The organism is Streptomyces sp. NPDC039423, from assembly GCF_055598725.1.
Genome location: NZ_JBVKAH010000009.1, coordinates 139,239 through 156,941, shown reverse-complemented (window position 1 = coordinate 156,941; position 17,703 = coordinate 139,239). Strand labels below are relative to the sequence as shown.

The 17,703-nt window shown below is 75.5% G+C and carries 16 protein-coding genes; 4 read left to right on the top strand and 12 right to left on the bottom strand.

What is annotated here, in order from left to right; all coding sequences use genetic code 11:
* Positions 1-57: 57 nt before the first annotated feature.
* Both ACZ7LK_RS26610 and ACZ7LK_RS26605 read left to right on the top strand, forming a co-directional pair.
* Positions 58-618 (top strand): GNAT family N-acetyltransferase, encoded by a 561-nt coding sequence (locus tag ACZ7LK_RS26610; RefSeq protein WP_469464122.1) that lies wholly within the window; start codon positions 58-60, stop codon positions 616-618.
* Between the two features lie 94 nt (positions 619-712).
* Positions 713-1,297 carry a GNAT family N-acetyltransferase gene (locus ACZ7LK_RS26605; protein ID WP_469464121.1) on the top strand — a complete coding sequence of 195 codons (585 nt, stop codon included), beginning with the start codon at positions 713-715 and terminating at the stop codon, positions 1,295-1,297.
* A gap of 71 nt (positions 1,298-1,368) precedes the next feature.
* Here ACZ7LK_RS26605 and ACZ7LK_RS26600 read toward each other — a convergent pair whose 3' ends face one another.
* From ACZ7LK_RS26600 to ACZ7LK_RS26560, 9 genes are all read right to left on the bottom strand, one after another.
* Positions 1,369-2,154 carry an inositol monophosphatase family protein gene (locus tag ACZ7LK_RS26600; protein WP_392277218.1) on the bottom strand — a complete coding sequence of 262 codons (786 nt, stop codon included), beginning with the start codon at positions 2,152-2,154 and terminating at the stop codon, positions 1,369-1,371.
* A gap of 137 nt (positions 2,155-2,291) precedes the next feature.
* Positions 2,292-6,686, bottom strand: coding sequence for an SAV_2336 N-terminal domain-related protein (locus ACZ7LK_RS26595; RefSeq protein WP_471143799.1), 4,395 nt, complete (start codon positions 6,684-6,686; stop codon positions 2,292-2,294).
* Between the two features lie 6 nt (positions 6,687-6,692).
* Positions 6,693-7,793, bottom strand: coding sequence for an AAA family ATPase (locus ACZ7LK_RS26590; protein ID WP_471143798.1), 1,101 nt, complete (start codon positions 7,791-7,793; stop codon positions 6,693-6,695).
* A complete protein-coding gene (locus tag ACZ7LK_RS26585; protein ID WP_471143796.1) occupies positions 7,793-9,859 on the bottom strand; it encodes a VMAP-C domain-containing protein in 2,067 nt (688 codons plus the stop codon). Before ACZ7LK_RS26585 ends, ACZ7LK_RS26590 begins: the two co-directional genes overlap by 1 nt.
* 19 nt (positions 9,860-9,878) lie before the next feature.
* Positions 9,879-10,301 (bottom strand): CU044_2847 family protein, encoded by a 423-nt coding sequence (locus ACZ7LK_RS26580; protein WP_471143794.1) that lies wholly within the window; start codon positions 10,299-10,301, stop codon positions 9,879-9,881.
* A gap of 185 nt (positions 10,302-10,486) precedes the next feature.
* Complete coding sequence (locus ACZ7LK_RS26575) at positions 10,487-11,647, bottom strand: oxygenase MpaB family protein (protein ID WP_392277147.1); 1,161 nt, start codon at positions 11,645-11,647, stop codon at positions 10,487-10,489.
* 91 nt (positions 11,648-11,738) lie between these two features.
* Positions 11,739-12,794 carry a polyprenyl synthetase family protein gene (locus ACZ7LK_RS26570; RefSeq protein WP_392277146.1) on the bottom strand — a complete coding sequence of 352 codons (1,056 nt, stop codon included), beginning with the start codon at positions 12,792-12,794 and terminating at the stop codon, positions 11,739-11,741.
* On the bottom strand, positions 12,784-13,065 hold the full coding sequence (locus ACZ7LK_RS26565) for a polyprenyl synthetase (RefSeq protein WP_392277145.1): 282 nt from the start codon (positions 13,063-13,065) through the stop codon (positions 12,784-12,786). Before ACZ7LK_RS26565 ends, ACZ7LK_RS26570 begins: the two co-directional genes overlap by 11 nt.
* Before the next feature lie 168 nt (positions 13,066-13,233).
* Complete coding sequence (locus ACZ7LK_RS26560; RefSeq protein WP_471143792.1) at positions 13,234-13,416, bottom strand: hypothetical protein; 183 nt, start codon at positions 13,414-13,416, stop codon at positions 13,234-13,236.
* Positions 13,417-13,761: 345 nt separating this feature from the next.
* On the opposite strand from ACZ7LK_RS26560, the gene ACZ7LK_RS26555 reads away from it, so the two are divergent.
* The gene (locus tag ACZ7LK_RS26555; RefSeq protein WP_392277143.1) at positions 13,762-14,169 is read left to right on the top strand and encodes a DUF7144 family membrane protein; all 408 of its coding nucleotides are present in this window, start codon (positions 13,762-13,764) and stop codon (positions 14,167-14,169) included.
* Between the two features lie 20 nt (positions 14,170-14,189).
* Entirely contained in the window at positions 14,190-15,023 is an 834-nt protein-coding gene (locus tag ACZ7LK_RS26550) for a class II glutamine amidotransferase (RefSeq protein ID WP_392277142.1), read from the top strand.
* A gap of 241 nt (positions 15,024-15,264) precedes the next feature.
* On the opposite strand, the gene ACZ7LK_RS26545 is transcribed toward ACZ7LK_RS26550, so the two are convergent.
* From ACZ7LK_RS26545 to ACZ7LK_RS26535, 3 genes are all read right to left on the bottom strand, one after another.
* Positions 15,265-16,626 carry a diacylglycerol/lipid kinase family protein gene (locus ACZ7LK_RS26545; RefSeq protein WP_471143866.1) on the bottom strand — a complete coding sequence of 454 codons (1,362 nt, stop codon included), beginning with the start codon at positions 16,624-16,626 and terminating at the stop codon, positions 15,265-15,267.
* The gene (locus ACZ7LK_RS26540; protein WP_392277141.1) at positions 16,626-17,039 is read right to left on the bottom strand and encodes a DUF7144 family membrane protein; all 414 of its coding nucleotides are present in this window, start codon (positions 17,037-17,039) and stop codon (positions 16,626-16,628) included. The genes ACZ7LK_RS26545 and ACZ7LK_RS26540 overlap by 1 nt, the downstream gene beginning before the upstream one ends.
* Before the next feature lie 64 nt (positions 17,040-17,103).
* Positions 17,104-17,574 (bottom strand): SHOCT domain-containing protein, encoded by a 471-nt coding sequence (locus ACZ7LK_RS26535; protein WP_471143789.1) that lies wholly within the window; start codon positions 17,572-17,574, stop codon positions 17,104-17,106.
* Positions 17,575-17,703: the final 129 nt, after the last annotated feature.

The window sequence follows — 17,703 nt, the reverse complement described above, 5'->3', positions numbered from 1 at the left end:
GACCCCGCAGCCCCGGGCCCCGTACCGCCGGCGCCGGGCCGCCCGTAGAGTGACGCGATGAGCGACGAGCCCGTGCTGCTGCGCCCCGTGGCCGAAGACGATCTGCCGCTGCTGCAACGCTTCCTGACGGACCCCGAGGCCACCGGGCCGTACCAGTGGCTGGGCTGGTCCGACCCGGGGCACTGGCGCCGGCGCTGGGCGGAGGACGGACTGCTCGGCGAGAACGGCGGCCACCTGATGGTGGTGAGCGGCACCGACCGGTGCGGCTTCGTGGCCTGGCGCAGGGCCGTCACCACGCGGAACTCCTCCTGCTGGAACATGGGAGCCCAACTGCTGCCGGAATCCCGGGGCCGCGGCATCGGCACCCGGGCCCAGCGCCTGCTGACGCGGTACCTCTTCGCCCACACGCCGGTCGTCAGGATAGAGGCGGACACCGAGACGGGGAACCTCGCCGAACAGCGCGCGCTGGAGAAGTCCGGCTTCACCCGCGAGGGCGTGCTCCGGAGCGTGTTGTTCCGGGACGGCGAGTGGCGGGACGTGGTGCGCTACAGCGTCCTCCGCGACGACATCACCAGCACCCGGGAAGGGCCCGGCGCGGTCGGCGAGGCCCCGGCCTGACCACGACCATCCGCCCCCCTGCCGGCGACCCCGCCCGCGGCCCGACCGCCGAAAAGCCGTTGGTCCGCCGGGCGGGTGGGCCTAGGCTGCGCGTATGACCGGCCCACTCCGCCTCGAGAAGATCACCGCCGCCAATTTCGAGACGGCGATCGCCCTGAAAGTACGCCCGGACCAGGAGCACCTCGTGGCCCCGGTGGTCAGGTCCCTCGCCGAGGCGTACGTGCATCCGGACGTCGCCTGGCCCCGGCTCATCCTCGACGGGGACCGGCCCGTCGGATTCCTCATGGCCTTCTTCGACATCGACTTCGCCGACGACAGTACGGGTACCGGTACCGGCACCGACTTGCGCTCGGGCCTGTGGCGGCTGAACATCGCGGCCGGAGAACAAGGCCGCGGCTACGGCCGCTTCGCGGTCCGGGCGGTGGCCGCCGAGATACGCCGCCGCGGCGGCACCCGCCTCACCGTCACGTGGCATCCCGGCGACGACGGTCCCGAGGCGTTCTACCTCGGGCTCGGCTTCCGGCCGACGGGCGAGACGAGCGGGAACCAACGCGTCGGCGAACTCGCTCTCGACGAGATCCGTTCCGACCGGCCCCCGACCACCGCCGCCACGGCCACCGTCGCCGCCACCGCCGCCACGGCCACGGCCACGGCCACGGCCGGCGACGGTGCCGCGTGACTCACGAGCACGGAACCGAGCGCATGACCGCGTGAGGGAACGGCCCGCGCCATGGCCGGTGCGACGAGGCCTCACCCCCGCGTGGAGCGGGCGGGCCGGAGCGTCTTCCGGATCGTCGACATCAGCGACTCGTGCGTGTCCCCGTCGGCGGCGACGACCAGTCCCCGGCCCCCCTCGCCGACCGGAGCACCATCGATCCCGGTGACCACGCAGCCGGCGGCCCGGCACAGCGCGATACCCGCGGCGAAGTGCACGCTCCCGGACAGGTCACCGCCGTCGGTGACGTACGCCGCCCGTTTGCCGGCGGCCACCCAGGCCAGCGCCAGCGTGGTGGACACGACCCGGGGCCGGAACCGTTCGACGAACTCGGGGTGCGCCAGCAGGTGCACGGCCCGGAACTCCGGCGCCCCGGGGAACGGCGGGTCCAGATTGACGTCCACGAGCCGGGTGGCCGGCGTCGGCACCAGCCGGGCGTCGGCGTCGGCGCCCTCGCACCGGACCCACGCGGCACTGCCGTCGGTGTGGAAGACCTCACCGCTGAACGGGTCGGCCACCGCCGCGGCGCCGCCGCGCAGGGCCACGTTGACGGCCACCAGCATGTTCCCGACGGCGTAGTTCAGCGTGCCGCACAGAGGGTCCACCAGCCACTGGCGGGTCGCCGCCGCGGCGCCCCGCCGCCCGCCCTCCTCTCCCAGGACGGTGTCGTCCGGGCGGGCGGCGCGGAGGACACCGACGATCGCCTCCTCGGCGGCGACGTCGGCCGCCGTCGCGAAGTCCCCGGCGCCCTTGTCGATACGGGCGAGCCGCCGGCCGTACAGGCCGCGGACGACGTCCGCGCCGGCCCGTGCCGCGGCCATCGCGGCGGCGGCGTCGGTGTCGCCGGCGCCGGTGACGGTGGTGGTGGTGACGGTGCCGTCGGCGTCGTCGGGAGCCGTCCCCTTCGTAGTGATCATGCCGTGCAGCGTATCGGCGGTCGTCGGCGCGCGGGGCGGCGTCAGCCCACGGGCCGGAGTTCGATGAACACGGCGGTGTCGTCCATGGTGACCGCCACGAACCGCCCGGCGGCGGTCAGCGAACGGGCGGGCCGCGGCAGGACGACGGTCGTACGGTGACCGCCCGACAGGTCCCGGACGACCACCGAGCCGGGTTCCTCCGCGGTCACCGCGTACGGACGGCCGTCGATCACGGTCGTCGCGACGGCCGTGACGGCGCCGTCACCGCGGAACACCTCGCGGTGCGCGCCGGTCGCCGCGTTCCACCCGTACACGACCTGCGTGCCGTGCCCGTGCAGGACGTGCGGCTGCCCGTGCAGGACCACACCCGCCATGGCCGGCACCGGCCCCGCGCAGACGCGCCGGACGGTACCGGCGAAATCCCACACGTCGAGGGACCCGGCGGAAGCCAGCACGGCCACGGGACGGCCGGACGCGACGGTGCACACCAGCGAGGAGGCGCGCCACGGCAGGGGCGGCACCAGGGGGCGCCCGGCACTGTGGGCGAGGTCGATCACGGTGACCGCCCCTTCGGTGGCGATCACCGCGCAGGGGCGGCCGTCGACCACCGTGCAGGCCACCGCACGCACCGCGGCCCGGGGCGACTCGTACGCCTTGTACATCGACCGCAGCGCGCCCGTGGCCAGGTCGCAGACGCGGACCGTACCGTCGTCCCCGCCGGTCACCGTGTGCGGGCGGCCGTCGATCGCCACGCAGTCCAGGGCGCGCACCGGCCCCACGTGCCCCGTCAGCACATGGTCGCGCGTCCCGCCCGGCAACTGCCGCACCAGCACCGCCCCGTCGTCACCACCGACGAACAGGGTCGGCACCGGAGTGAGCGACGACGAGAAGACGTCCACCACCGACACGCCCACCACACCCGCCGACAGCGGACGCCACGGCAACGGCCGCGCGAAGGAACCGGTCAGGCGGCGGAAGTGGCGCCGGCTCGCGGCCTCGACGGCGAGGACCCCCCGGCGCTCCACGGGCCCCAGCGGGCCGAGGACGGGCGCCACCGCCCGGTAGACCTCGGCCACCTGCCGGCCGTGCTGCGTCGCGACCGGGTCCAGGGCGCGCAACAGGCGGCCCGGGTCCGCCTGCACCACGAACTCGCTGTCCTCCAGCAGGGTGTCGATGCTCCCGGCCGCCGCGGCATGAGTGGCCAGGTGCGTCCGTACGAAGGCGGGCGCCGCCCGCCAGTCCCGTCGGCCGTCCGCGCGCGAGCGGGGCACGAGGTCCAGCAGCGCCTCGGTGATCAGACCGTGCACGGAGGCCGGGTCGTCCCCGGCACGCAGGTAGTGGTCCACGGCACGGCACAGGCGGTACGTACCCGGCACGAACAGGTCGGCGGCCGCCCGCAGCACCCAGCCGCTGTCCCGGCGGCGCCCCGCACCGTCCGCGAGGGCGTCCGCCAGAACCGCCCACAGGTCCGGCGGAGGCGGGGAGCCCCCGTCCCCGGCGTACGCGAGCGGCAGCAGCCATCGCTCCACCTCCGGCCGGTCGTCGCCGAAGCGCCGCAGCCGGGCGTCCACCGCGGCCTCCGCCTCCGGGAGCCAGGCAGCCTCGGCCGAGCCGGCGGAGAGCCGGCCCTCCCTGACCGCGCCCGCCAGCGCGCGGGCGACGGCCACCGAGCCGCCCGCCCAGCCGGCGACGTGCGCGCCGAGCGCGCCGGCGGACGGGACGCCGTCCAGCAGGGCCCGCACGAAGTCCGCGGGCGCCGCCCGGTACGCCTCCTCGTCCAGGTCGAGGACCTCCACGTGCGGGCCGAGCAGCGGCAGCGCTTCCGGGCGCGTCGCCACGACGAGCCGGACATGGGGGAGCGCGGCCAGCGGCTGGACCAGGTCGTGCACCGACCGCGGGTCCCCGATGGCGTCGAGGTCGTCGATGAGCAGGGCGACCGGCTCGGCCCGGGTGGCCAGGCCGTGCAGCGACCGCGGGAAGACACTCGCCGCCGTCAGGGGGTACGCGGAGGGGACCAGCCGCGCCAGCCGGCGGAGGATCCGGCTCTTCCCCGAGCCGGCGGACCCTGTCACCACCCGCATCCGTCCGTCGTGCGGGCCGCCCCGCAGCCAGGACACCAGCGTGGCGAGCGCGGGGACGTGCAGCGGGTTGGGGAACAGCCGGGGCGCGCCGGGACCGGCGGGCGTGTGGAGCCTGCTCGTTCCCGGCCCCTCGCCGCCCTCCTCGACCAAGTCCCGGTAGGTGTCCACGACCTGGTTCAGCGTCCGTGCCGTGTCCAGGAACGCCTGCCCCTCGTCGGCCGTCGCCACCGCGAGCATCCGCGCCACGGCCTCCACGAGGGCGCTCCCCCTGGCGCCGTCCGGGCGCGAAGCCGCCTCCAGGACCGACAGCCGGCGCGAGAGGCTCCGGGAGGCGAGGTCCTCCGGGGACGTGATCCCGCCCAGCGGGCTCGGGCTCACGTCCAGCAGGAGCAGCACGTGTCCCACCTCCGTGGCCGCCAGCAGTTCGTGGAGCGCCAGGGGCCCCACCGCCGGACCGTCCCCGTGGGCCAGCAGCCGGTAGCCGTCCGGCGTCACGTCCGTGTGGCCCGCGTACACGACCACCGCGTCCGCCCGGCCGAGCCGGGCCCCGCCCGCCCAGTCGCCGACGGCCCGCAGCACCTCCTCGGCCCGGGTGGCCCCGGCCAGTTCGGGCAGGACGTGCTGGTAGCCGGCGTCCGTGAACACCGCGGCCATCCGGCCGACGTTGCGCACGCTGTGCACATGGTGCCCGTCGACCGCTCCGTGCGGATGCTCCGCGCCCAGCGTGATCAGGAACAACCGCCCCTCGGGCGTCCCGGGCAGCCCGGCCGCCCGAGGCCGTCCCTGCCGGCGCCGCACCAGGTCGCGCACCTCCGCCCAGTGGCGGGCGCCCGACGGCAGGGCGAGCGGGCCCGCCGGGGCGGGGACCGCGGCGGTGAAACGGGGGCCCGTCCCGGGGGCCCGCCCGTCGGCGTACGCCGAGACCGCCGCCACCACCTCGTCGGCCTCGTCGCGCCGGAGGGTACCCAACAGCCGCTCCCGGACGCCCGGGACGAACTCGTACGCGGCGTCCAGGCCGTCCCCGCCGCCGGGCACCCGGCGCAGCAGACCGCTGAACACGATCTCGGCGAGGTCGGACACCGGACTGTCCGGCAGCATCGTCGACTGCACCATCCGCATCACCGGCAGGTTCAGCGGCGCCGCCGCCAGACAGGCCGCCAGCCGGAAGACCCGCGGCTGCGCCGACGCCCGGAATTCCTCGAAACCCACCGCGCGCGGCGTCCCCGGGTCCGTCGGCTCCACCGCCCCGTCGGCGGGCAGCAGCACCGCCGCGCCGTCGAAGCAGCCGCCCCCCGCCACGGCCGCGGCCCACGGCCCCAGCCACTCGGGCGTCGCGGCGAGCACCGGCACGGCGACGTCCCCGGGCTCCGGCGCCCGGGCCCCCAGGCCGTACGGGACGTACCTCAGCCGGGCGCCGGGCACGCCCCTGCCCGTGCCGTGGAAGCGGACCGGCACCGGGGGCAGCGCCGTACGCGCCCAGAGGTGGTCGGGCAGCGGCTGGACGACCGCCGTCGGGCCCGCCGAGGCCCACTCCCGCAGCGCCGCGCGGAGCGCCCCGGACCGCCACTGGGGCGCCACACCGTCCGTCAGCACCAGCGTGACGGTCCGTCCGGTCGGGTCCACGGCCGTGCCCGGGGCGCGCGGCGAGGAGGCGGCGGACGACAGGGTCGGTGCCAGACCGGGCCGCCCGTCGGCGCCCGGCCGGAGGCAGTACGTCCGTACGTCACGGAACGCGCCCGTCCGCCGCAGCAGGCCGTTCAGCGCGCGGCCCAGCGGAATCCAGAACGCGGCGCCGTCCCCGTACGTGTCCACGACCAGTGTCACGTCGAACCAGCGGTCCGCGGCCGGGGCCATGACCGGCAGCCAGTGCCGCCGCTCGGCCGCCCGCTCCGCCGTGGCGTCCTCGTCGAGGACGGTGCGGACCCGCGAGGGGGAACGCCGCTTCAACGGGCGCAGGGCGCGGGCCAGTTCCCGGGCGCCCGGAAGCGTGGCCGGGCCGGCGAGCCGTACCGGTACGGCGGACACCGTGGCGTCCGGCGCCTCCTCCCGCGCCCGCGCCCGCGGCAGGTACAGCCGCGTCCCCGGGCCCGCCGCTCCGGGGCCCTCCGTCCCGGGGGCGGTGCCCCCGGCGGGCGGTTCCGGGCGCGGCCGCGCGGGGTCCCGGTCCGGGTCCGCCACCGGTTCCGGGGATCCGCCCGGGGGCCCGGCGGGACCGGTCCCGTCACCGCCGCTCCCCGGCTCCGCCGGAGCGGGCAGGGCGCGCGCCAGCCAGACCAGTTCGGCGACCTCGCGGGGGAGCGGCGGATCGCCGGCCTCGCCGAGGGCGCCGAGCAGGGCGGAGAGGCGCTCGATCACCGCGCGTCACGCCGCGGCCGGCGGCACGGGCGGGGCCGGCGCGGTCCCCTCACCGGGCCCGGTCTGCCGGTCACCGCCCGGGGCCCGCCCACCGGTCGCCTCGGCCGGCACCGTCACGTTGAGGTGCTGGAACACCAGCCCGGCCAGCCGGTCGAGGTCCGGGGCGTCCTCGCCGCGCGTACGGCTCATCAGGTAGACCGCGTTGAGGAGCTGGTCGGTGGCCAGCTCCCCGGTCGCCGCATGCGCCAGGAACCGCTCCACGACCTCGTCCGCGTCCTCCACCGCCGTGGCCAGATGGGCGCGCACGATGGCGCGCAGCCGCTGCTCGTCGTCCACGGCCGGCAGATGCAGCCGTACGCACCGCCGCAGGAACGCGGGCGGGAACTCCCGCTCCCCGTTGCTGGTGAGGATGACGAACGGGAACGTCAGGCAGCGCACCGTGCCACCGCGCACGGTCACCGGCTCGCCGTCGTCGGCCGGCCGCACCCGTACGGTCGGCTGCTTGTCGGCCACCCGCGACAGTTCGGGGATCTCGAACATGCCCTCCTCGAACACGTCGAGGAGGTCGTTGGGCAGGTCGATGTCGCTCTTGTCGATCTCGTCGATCAGCAGGACGCGCGGCAGGGCGTACGGCGCCAGCGCCGTGCCCAGCGGTCCCAGCCGGACGAACCTGCCGAGATCCGTCGGCGGCGCCGGGTCGCCCGACTCGCGGGCCACGCCCGCCTCCTCCAGCCGGCCGAGCGAGTCGTACCGGTACAGCCCGTCCCGCAGCCCGGTCTTGCTGTTCACGGGCCACCGCAGCACCGGGCCCAGCCGCAGCTCGCGCGCCACCGCGTGCGCGAGCGTCGACTTGCCGGTGCCCGGATCGCCCGTCACCAGCAGCGGCCGGCGCAGGTACAGGGCGGTGTTGACCGCGTCGATCGTGCGCCCGTCCGCCCGGTAGGCGTCCGCGTGCGGCAGCCGGCGCCCGCCGTCCGCCTCCGCGTCACGGTCGAACGGCGTGGGTGCGACGTCCCGGCCGAAGTCCCGCCACGGCGGCGGAGCGGGCAACCGCTCGATGCCGTCGTGCGGCCGGCTCACGCCTTGGTAGATCCGCCACTCGCTCATCATGCAGGTCCTGTCGGTCCTTCCTCGGCCTCGGCCGTCGCCAAGGGGGGTGGTCGGGGGATCCGTCGCCGCGGGTCGTCCCACAACAGCACGATCCGTCCGCCGATGTGGTCCTCCTCCGCACTCGCCGACGCGACCGCCTCGTTGCGCAGCGAGCACACCTTCTCCGGCAGCTCGTCCCGTGCCGTCCCGGCCAGCGCCGTCCGCACCTGGGCGAGGAACCGGTCGCCGGGGCACTCGTGCCGTCCCGGCACCCCGCACCGGCCGCCGTCCCGGCGCGTACAGGCCGCCGCCCCGCGACGCCACGTCATCATCGGGACGCCGGAGGCGACGGCGACCCGGTAGGCGTCGGACACCGGCGCCGATCGCGGCGAGCCGGCCAGCGCGAGCGCGGCCAGCGACGGGTCGGTGTCGAAGGACGCGCCCAGGGCCGCCTGGTCCTGGCCGTCCCGGCCGCACACGCACACCAGCGCCTCGCCGATGGGCTTGCCCGCCAGGTGTTCCCACCGGCGCTCCCAGGCGGCGTGCAGCGCCGGCGCCTCGTGCCGCTCCAGCGGACGGACCACCACGTGCTGCTTGCGGCCCAGCGCGAACCACGGGTACCGCGGCCACAGCAACCAGTCCGGGAAGCCCTCGTCCAGCGCCTCCTCGGGCAGAATCAGCTCGATCAGGCCCGGGTTCGTGACACCGCCCATGGCGTCGATCTGCTCGGGCAGCAGCTCCGCCAGGCGCTCCAGCGCCGCCCGCAGCGGCAGCGCCTCCGACTCCGCCGTCATCGGCACGACGTCCCCGGGGGAGCGGTAGCGCCACACCCCCACGTGGTACAGCCGCCGGTCCCGCAGCGCGTGCCGCACCCGCCCGATGAGCGAGTGGCGCTCCCCGCCGCCGGGGCCGCCGGCCAGCCGCCGCTGCGCCTCGTCGCCGAGGCCGAGCCGGCCGGCGACGATCAGCACCCGGTCCCGCAGCCGCTGCACGGCGTCCAGGGCCCCGCAGCCCCGCCCCGCCAGATCCGCGGCGAAGGCCAGCTCGTAGGGCAGCCCCCCGTCGACCGGGGGCATCTGGGCGGCCAGGTCCGTGAAGACGTCCCGGTGGTCCAGCAGCGGGTAGTCCTCCGGCGGAGCCGCCCCGTCCGCCGCGGCCGCCAGGAACGCGGCGCGGTGTCCGCCCGCCGCCGGGAGGGCGGGCAAGGAGGCCATCAGGGCCAGCAGGTGACGGTGCTCGTCACCGGTCAGGCCGCCGCCACCGGCCGGCCCACCGCCGTGCGCGGAACCGTACGCCGGGTGAGCCGGGTACCCCGGGTAGGAGGGAACCGGATACGCGGGGTACGGCGGCGGCGGATACGGGGCGTGCGCCGGGTGCGCGGTGCGGGGGTCGTACGCGCGGACGCCGTCCGCGGCCATCGGCCAGCGGCCGTCCACGCCGTGGAACCGGTCGTGTCCCCGCACCACCGCGCGGTACACCTCCGGGTCCAGCAGCCGCAGCGCGCCCACCGGTGTGGCGAGCCCGCCCATGTCGGTGCCCCTGAGCCGGGTGGCCTTGACGACCCCGCACACCCCGCCCGACGCGTGACTGAGCACCGCCCCGCCGGACAGGCCCTCGTTCACCTCGGCCCCGGCCAGCTCGATCATCCGGCCGCCGTGCAGGAACGTGCTCCCGCCCCGGCGCAGTTCGGCCGTGCGCGCCGCGGGCACACCGGGTTCGTAGGTGTCCGAGAAGCCCGCCGCGCTCAGTGCCGTACCCGCCGGGGGAAGCAGCCCGTCCAGCCAGACGCACGGGTGGCCCGCCGGCACACCGGGCACCTCCACCACCGCCAGGTCCGGGTACGGCCACAGGCCCCGCCCGGGCCGGGGCGGCGGCGCGGACGCGGCGCGCACGATGCCCTCGTACCGGGCGCCCCGCCACTCCACGGGCACCCGCGTGCCGGGCAGCGCGCCCGCGACGTGCGCGCAGGAGACCACGTACCCGGGCGCGACGAAGAAGCCCGCGCCCCTGGTGGTGCCGTCGACACGGACGCGGCAGCCCTCCAGGAGCTCCAGGAGCAGCGACAGGGGAGTGGGCCGGTGCATGCGGGCTCGGTCCGGTCCCTCAGCCCTGCCGCTCCGGCGACGGCGAGGGCGGCGCCGGCGGCTGGGGCGGGACGGCGGGGGGTGCCGCCGGAACCGCCGGAACCGGCGGGGCGGGCGGGGCGGGTACGGCGGGGACCGCGGCCGCCCCGCCCCACTTCAGCGTCACCTTGAACGCCGCCTTGCCGCTTCCGCCGACGAGCGCCGCCACGACGCCGTCCCCGCCCGCCGCGAGCTCCAGCCCGAACTCGATGCTCACCTCGTCCGGCCGGGCCGGCGCCAGGGCGGCGCGGGCGTTGTCCGCGACCGCCCGCAGCGACTGGTGGAACCCCTCCAGGCGCTCCACCAGCCGTTCGCCGATGCCCGAGTCGCTCGGCCCGGTCTCCTCGACGGCCGCCCAGACGATCTGACCGTCCGGCATCTCCAACCGCACCAGCCGTGACATGAGCCCCCCTCGGTCCGCCACCCGCTACGCGCTCCATGCTAGGAGCCGATCCCGCCCGCCGTGGAGTGATCAGGAGGACTGGGGGGAATCGAGCGCGTCGGCGGGGCGTCAGGGAGGCGTGGGGGCGGGGGAGTCCACCGACGGGCGTCAGGGGAGCGTGGGGGCGGGGAGTTCACCGACGGGCGTCAGGGAAGCGTAGGGGGCGGGGGAGTCCACCGGCGGCTGCGCGGGACGCCGTCGTCGACGCCGTAGTCCTTCTTCAGGGAGTCGGGGATGGCGTAGTGCATGACCCGCCCGCGGGTGAGGGAGGACAGTTCGAGGACCGTGGTCAGGTGGCCCAGGCGGTCCAGCGCCCAGGCGCCGAGCGGTGACCGGTCCTCGATGGTCTCCAGGACGCCCAGGAGGTGGGGCACGGCCCTGACGGCGGTGTCCCACCGTGTGCGCGGCACCTGGAGCCAGTCGGCGCAGGTGTCACCGATGAGGTGGCGGACGAGAGCGGAGACGATCGGGTCGAAGAAGGTGCCGGGCACCACTTCCTCGTACAGGTCGATCAGTTGCCGCGTCAGCAGCGCGCCCTCGTCGGACGGCCCCATGTGCCGGACCATGTACAGGTCGAGGAACCTCCGGGCCTCGTCGAGGTCCTTGGGTACGGCGGCCTGGTCGACGCCGAGCATGGCACCGACGACGCGCCACGCGTAGTAGTACGCGTCCGCGCCTTCGGCCGACATGTGGATGCCCAGGCGGTCCAGGCTGTCCAGGACGAGCAGGGAGAAGAACATCTGCCCGCCGATCATGTCCTCCTGGCAGATCGGCGTTCCGAGGGCCGCGGTGTCCCAGAGGCCGTCGCGCTTCAGGTGGTGGCGGATGGAGGCGTGCAGGAGGCGGACCTTCTGGGCCGCCGGAACGAAGCGGCCGCCCGACTCGAACGCGTCGGGCTGCATCAGATACACGGTGAACTGGCCGGTCTCCGCCATGCGTTTGGAGGGGTACTTCAGTCCGTGGGTGGTCGCCAGGAGCTTCGCCACGTGGGGCACGACGTAACAGGCCGGCATGGACGCGAAGGACAGGGCGGTGGAGATGTGCACGTTGTTGTCGATGAAGAACAGCCGGGCCTTCTCCATCTCGGACCAGTCCACCCAGTCCGGCGGGACGCGGGTGGCCTCCAGGTACGCGCGCGCGACGTCGGGCAGCCCGTCCGGGAGGGGAGCGCCGGCCGTCGAGACGTAGCGCATCAGGGTGTTGAACGTGCCCACCTCCCCGCGGGCGAAGAGGGTGGCGACGGTCGCGTCGGCGAGTTCGTCACCGGCCGACCGCAGGGCGTCCATCGATGCCTCGGTGTACGTCATAGCAGGGGGTCCTCGTCTTCGAAGGGCCGTCCGGGCGGCGGCGGCCGGCGGTGAGCGGGGCGGGGGAACGGCGGGCGGCGGGCGGCGGGGGTCAGAAGGGCCGGACCGCCGCCGAGTGCGCCAGCGCGGTCAGCGCGGCCTCGGCGCGCGCCGGCAGGGCGAGCCGGTGCAGGGCGTCGAGCGCCTCCTGGACACGTTCGCCGATCATGGCCTCGATGCGGTCGGGCGCCCGCAGCCTGCGCATCACCTCGCGCACCGCGTCCAGCCCTTCCCGCCCCGGATCCCCCCGGCCCAGCCGGGCGGTGAGCAGTTCCCGGTCGTCCGGACCGGCGAGGCGCCACGCTTCCGCCAGCAGCGCGGTGGGCCTGTGCCCGCGTACGTCGTCGGTGTCGGCCTTGCCGGTGCGTCGCGGGTCCCCGAACAGGCCGAGCAGGTCGTCCCGGAGCTGGAACGCCTCGCCCAGCGGCAGCCCGTACGCGCGGTAGCCGTCGCGCAGCCGACCGCCCGCCCCGGCCAGGGCGCCGCCGATCAGCAGGGGCTGTTCGACGGTGTACTTGGCGGTCTTGTAACGGATCACCTTCAGCGACGTCCCGAGGTCCGGGCCGTCCCCGGTGCGGAGGATCTCCAGGCACTCACCCGCGATCAGCTCGCGCGCCATGACCGTCCACCACGGGCGCGCCCGGGCCAGGTAGGCGGCGGGCAGACCACTGGTGGTGAACAGATGTCCCGCCAGGGCCATCAGCAGGTCTCCCACCAGCATCGCCAACGACCTCCCGGCGGCGCCGGCGCCCCGGCGGCCGCGTAGCGCGTCGCGCAGCGCGACGTGGGCGGTGGGCCGCCCGCGCCGCAGCGGACTGTCGTCGATGAGGTCGTCGTGCACGACCGCGGCGGCGTGCACGAGTTCCATGGACGCGGCCGCCCGCACGAGGGCGTCGGCGTCCGGCTGGCCGGCCGCGAGCCACCCCCAGTAGCAGAAGGCGGCCCGCAGCCTCTTGCCGTCGGCCACCGCCGCCTCCAGTTGCCCGGCCACCACGTCCAGGGCCGGGTCGACGTCCGCGAAACGGCCGGCCTCCTCGGCGACGAACCGGTGCAGCACCTCGTCGACGCGGGCCTTGAACGCGTCCGGGTCCCACCGGTCAGACGTCACGGGCGGCCGCGTCCCTCCGCGCGACGGCGTACCGGGCGAGGACCTCCAGGTGCGGCGGTGGCACGGCGGCGTACCGGTCCAGGACCAGACGGCCCCGCGCCACCAGGTCGCGCTCGGCCTCCCCGGCCAGCTCCGCCGCGTCCGAGCGGCGCAGCAGCCCCCGTACCGTTCCCAGGCCCTCGGCCAGGGTGCTCACCGCCAGATCGGCGAGCCCCGCCGCCAGCAGTACGGCCCGGCGCTCCGGGCCACTCCGTCCCGCGTGCTGCGTCACGATTCCTCCCCGTGTCCCACTTCCCGCGCCCCCGCCGCACCGGCCGGGTGCCCGCCGGCACCGCCCGGCCCCCCGAGCATGGCGTCACTCCTGGCGTCGCAGCGGGAGAACCCACGATCGAGTGATCACTTCGCGCGGCCGTACGGTCCGAGCGGCACGGCGCCGCCGTCAGCGGAGGAGGGCCAGGACGACCGCCGACCCGACGGTCACCGTGGACGTCAGCCAGGCGATCACGACCGCCCGCCCCCCGGAGGCCGGGTCGCTGCCGAGCAGCCCCTCCGCCCCGGGGCGGCCGGCGAACGGGCGCGCCCCCGCGTCGCCGCGCGGGCCGCCGGAAGAGGCCAGATCCATGCAGTGCGAGCAGGGCGATCCGTCGGTCCCCGATCAGGAGGCGCCGTCCCCCACCGCGTCATGAGAGGTCCACATACCGACTCCAACAGCGCGACCGGGCCCCGGGCAATGCGGCGGCGCCCCCTCGACACCCAATCGCGACCTCGCCCATTCCCCGGGCATACCCACGTGCGCGCCGGCCGGGGGCGGGGGAGCGCTCCTCCCCCGGTCGCGCACCTCACCCGGGCCGGGTGAGGCGGCCCGCCACCCGCAGGCGGCAGTCTCGGAATGGCCTGGGCGTCCCGTACCGACACGGGAGAGCGCACGGGCGACCGCCCCTGAGCGACAAGCGACAGGAGACAGGACATGACGACCACCCACGTCAAGAGCAAGCACAGCCGGGCCGTGGCCGGCGGCCTGGTGACGTTCGCCGCCGTACTGCTGATCGTCGCGGGCCTCCTCGACATCTTCCGCGGCATCATGGGCATCGCCGAGGACGACGTCTTCGTGGCCACGCCCGACTACATCTTCCAGTTCGACACCACGAGCTGGGGCTGGATCCACCTGCTCTTCGGAGGGCTGGCCGTACTGGTGGCCTTCGGACTCTTCAAGCCCACTCTCTGGGCACGGATGATCGGTGTGGTGCTGGCGTCCCTGCTGCTCATCGCCAACTTCCTGTCCATCCCCTACTACCCGCTGTGGTCGATCGTCGCCATCGCCATGTACGCCTTCATCATCTGGGCCCTGTGCGTCGTCCGTACCGAGAAGCGCTGACACGAGAGGGATGACGACCGATGTGCCGGTGGCTGGCGTACTCCGGAAGTCCCCTCCTGCTCGACACCATCCTGTACGAGCCCGCGCACTCGCTGATCGACCAGAGCCTGCACTCCCGCCTGGGCGTCGAGACGACCAACGGGGACGGCTTCGGCATCGGCTGGTACGCACCCGACGCCGACGACCGCACCCCCGCCGTCGTCCGCGACGTGGGGCCGGCGTGGAACAACCGCAATCTGCGGGAGATCTCCAGCCACGTCCGCTCGCCGCTCTTCTTCGCCCACATCCGGGCCTCGACGGGGACGGCGGTCCAGCAGACCAACTGCCACCCCTTCCGGCACGGCCACTGGATGTGGATGCACAACGGTGCCATCACCGGCTTCCCCGCGATGCGCCGGGAGCTGTGCATGGCCGTGGAACCCGCGCTGTTCACCGGCATGGAGGGGTCCACCGACTCGGAAGTGATGTTCTACCTGGCGCTCACGTTCGGCCTGCGGGACGACCCGCCGCTCGCGGTGGCCCGCATGGCCGGGTTCGTCGAGCGCACCGGTCGGGAACTCGGGGTCGCCGCACCGCTCCAGATGACCATCGCCACGACCGACGGCACCAGCGTCTGGGCGTTCCGCTACGCCAGCGAGGGCGACGCCCGGTCGCTGTACTACAGCAGCAGCGTCGCGTCGCTCCAGGCCCTCCACCCCGACATGGCGTTCCTCCGGGGCCTGTCCCCCGAGACGCGCCTGGTCGTGTCCGAGCCGCTGGGCGACCTCCCCGGAGCCTGGCACGAGGTTCCCGAACGCAGTTACGGCGTCGTCCGGGCGGGCGCCGACGAGCTGCGCCCGTTCGCGCCGGTGTAGCCGGAGCGCCGCTCCCGGGCCCCTGACCGGCCCGGCACGCGGGGGTCACGGCCCCCCGTGCCGGGCCGTGGTCCCGGGCCGAAGTCCGCGCCCGCGCCCGTGCCCGCGCCCGTGCCCGCGCCCGCGCCCGTGCCCGCGCCGTGCCCGCGCCCGCGCCCGTGCCCGCGCCCGTGCCCGCGCCCGTGCCTGAGTCCACGCCTGCGCCCGTCCCCGAGTCCCCGCCCGCGCCCGTGCCGCGTCGTCAGGATCCGGCCCGTGCCGGGCGGCCCAGCGCCACCCGTGCGACGCGCGGCCAGTCGGCGGCCACCCGTTCCAGCGGGCGCCGCGGACGGCCGCGGGGAACGCGTACCCGCAGGGCCCCCGGGGCCGTCCGGCACACCACCGGGGTCGGCAGCAGCACATGCTCCCCGTCGATACCGGCCGGGATGGTGCCCGTGTCCGCCTCGACGACCACGCTCTCGGCGGTCAGCCGCAGCAGGCCCGCCGAACGGCTGCCGCGGACCATGCGCGCGGCCTGGGCCGTGTTGCCGACCCGCACGCCCAGGACGCCGAGCAGCCCGGAGTCCAGCCGCGCCCGGCGCCCGGGGTGGGCGGAATCCACCGCTCGCAGATACGGGTTGTTGCTGATGAGCAGCGCCTGGAGATCCTCCGCGCGGACGTCCCCGGCCCGCATCCGCAGGCGGGGCGCGTCGGGACCGGTGAGGAGCCAGGGGAGGCTGCGCAAGGTCGTGTGCACCTTCTCGCCGCGGTAGGCGGGGTCGCCGACGACGGCCGCGTACGTACCGAAGGAGGCGTTGTTGACGAACACCCGGCCGGCGGCGAACCCGAGGTCGACCCGGAGTTCGACGCCGTCGGTGAGGGCGTCGAGGGCCGCCGCCGGGTCGTCGCGGTTGAGACCGAGGTCGAGGGCGAAGTGGTTGCGGGTGCCGGCGGGGACCACCAGGAAGGGCAGGTCGTGCCGCGCCGCGACCTCGGCCACCAGCGCCTGGGTGCCGTCGCCGCCCGCCACGGCCAGCAGATCCGCCCCCTCGGCCACGGCCCGGCCGGCCAGTTCGGCGACGTCCTCGTGCTCCGGGCCGAGCAGCACGACACGGGCGCCGGCCTCCCGCGCCCGCGCCGCCAGGTGGAAGCGCTCCACCTTCCCGCCCCCGGAGCGCGGGTTCATGACGATCCAGGGGTGCCGCGGGGCCTCGGCGTCCACCGGATCCCGCGCGGAGGGGGTGTGCCCCGGCGCGGTGACGTGCTGGGCCGCCCGCACGGCCAGTACCCACAGGACGAGCGAGCCGAGGGCCGGCCCGAGCATGCCGGCCGCGGCGAAGACGGCCAGGACGGCGACCGGCGCGGCCACGCTCAGGAAGACCCCCGCCCACCGGACGGGGCCGGTGTGGGCGAGGGCCCACCAGACGCCCACGGCGGCGAGGGCCAGCCCGGCGAGACCGGCCACCAGCCACAGCACACTGCGCAGCCCGGCCGCCACGAGCGCCACGGCCGCGCTCGCCAGCAGCGCGAGCAGTGCCGCGCGGGCCCACCCCGCACGGCCGTCACCGGCGGCCGCCGTGAGGCGGCCACCGGGTCCGTTCGCCCCAGCGGTGTGCCGGCCGATCACATGTCGTCCGGTCGCACCACGCACAGGGCCCAGATGATGAAGGCCGAGGCGGCGATCATCACGATGGACCAGACCGGGTAGTACGGCAGGGAGAGGAAGTTGGCGATGATGACCAGTCCGCCGATGGCGACGCCCGCGACGCGGGCCCACATCGACGCCGCGAAGAGTCCGAGGCTGACGATGATGGCGACGGCGCCGAGCGTGAGGTGGATCCAGCCCCAGCTCGTGAGGTCGAACTCGAAGACGTAGTTGCTCGTCGTGACGAAGACGTCGTCCTCGGCGATCGCCATGATCCCGCGGCACACCCCCAGGACACCCGAAATCATGAGCATGACCGCCGCGAAGAGCGTCAGGCCACCGGCCCACGGGTGCCGCTCCGCCCTCGTCTGCGAAAACATCGTGTGCGTCATCCTGCTGGCTCCATTCGTCTCACGCGCTTCGTATCGGTAGCGGCTCGGTAGGACTCGGTACGGGTCAGGGCGCGGGCGCGGACGGGCCACCACCCGCTCGCGAGGAGCCCGCGCCGCTCAGGACCAGCTCCTTGGCCCTGCGGAACTCCTCGTCCGTGATGTCACCGCGCGAGCGGATGTCGGACAGCCTGGCGAGCTGGTCGACGCTGGTGGCTTGGGCGGGGCCCGCCTTGGCGGCGGTCTCGCGGACGTAGCTGTCGAACGCCTCCTGCTGCGCACGCGCCTGGGCGATCTCCCGGCGGCCCATGTTCTTGCCCCGGGCGATCAGATAGACGAAGACGCCCAGGAACGGCAGGACGAGCACCGTGACCAGCCAGCCGGTCTTGGCCCAGCCGCTCATGTCGTCGTCCCGGAAGATGTCGGTGACGATCCGGAAGAGCAGCACGAACCATGCGATCCACAGGAAGAACACGAGCATGGTCCAGAAGATGCTCAGCAGCGGAAAGTCGTACGCGAGGTACACAGGCCCACTCATCGCCCACCTCCGTCGTCCCGGGCAAGCGCCCGGCAGCCGATCTGTGCCGTTACCAGGCTGGCCGCGGGGGAGGCCGATGGCTTCACCCGGTGCGGGTGAATCGGCCGCCGCGGCGGCCCGCCCTTCCGC

Excerpts from the sequence above, each read along its gene's own strand:
- ACZ7LK_RS26550 (WP_392277142.1), top strand. The coding sequence starts at position 14,190 with ATGTGCCGGTGGCTGGCGTACTCCGGAAGTCCCCTCCTGCTCGACACC.
- ACZ7LK_RS26540 (WP_392277141.1), bottom strand. The coding sequence starts at position 17,039 with ATGACGCACACGATGTTTTCGCAGACGAGGGCGGAGCGGCACCCGTGG.
- ACZ7LK_RS26555 (WP_392277143.1), top strand. The coding sequence starts at position 13,762 with ATGACGACCACCCACGTCAAGAGCAAGCACAGCCGGGCCGTGGCCGGC.
- ACZ7LK_RS26590 (WP_471143798.1), bottom strand. The coding sequence starts at position 7,793 with ATGAGCGAGTGGCGGATCTACCAAGGCGTGAGCCGGCCGCACGACGGC.
- ACZ7LK_RS26585 (WP_471143796.1), bottom strand. The coding sequence starts at position 9,859 with ATGCACCGGCCCACTCCCCTGTCGCTGCTCCTGGAGCTCCTGGAGGGC.
- ACZ7LK_RS26580 (WP_471143794.1), bottom strand. The coding sequence starts at position 10,301 with ATGTCACGGCTGGTGCGGTTGGAGATGCCGGACGGTCAGATCGTCTGG.
- ACZ7LK_RS26535 (WP_471143789.1), bottom strand. The coding sequence starts at position 17,574 with ATGAGTGGGCCTGTGTACCTCGCGTACGACTTTCCGCTGCTGAGCATC.
- ACZ7LK_RS26560 (WP_471143792.1), bottom strand. The coding sequence starts at position 13,416 with ATGGATCTGGCCTCTTCCGGCGGCCCGCGCGGCGACGCGGGGGCGCGC.
- ACZ7LK_RS26610 (WP_469464122.1), top strand. The coding sequence starts at position 58 with ATGAGCGACGAGCCCGTGCTGCTGCGCCCCGTGGCCGAAGACGATCTG.
- ACZ7LK_RS26575 (WP_392277147.1), bottom strand. The coding sequence starts at position 11,647 with ATGACGTACACCGAGGCATCGATGGACGCCCTGCGGTCGGCCGGTGAC.
- ACZ7LK_RS26605 (WP_469464121.1), top strand. The coding sequence starts at position 713 with ATGACCGGCCCACTCCGCCTCGAGAAGATCACCGCCGCCAATTTCGAG.
- ACZ7LK_RS26600 (WP_392277218.1), bottom strand. The coding sequence starts at position 2,154 with ATGGCCGCGGCACGGGCCGGCGCGGACGTCGTCCGCGGCCTGTACGGC.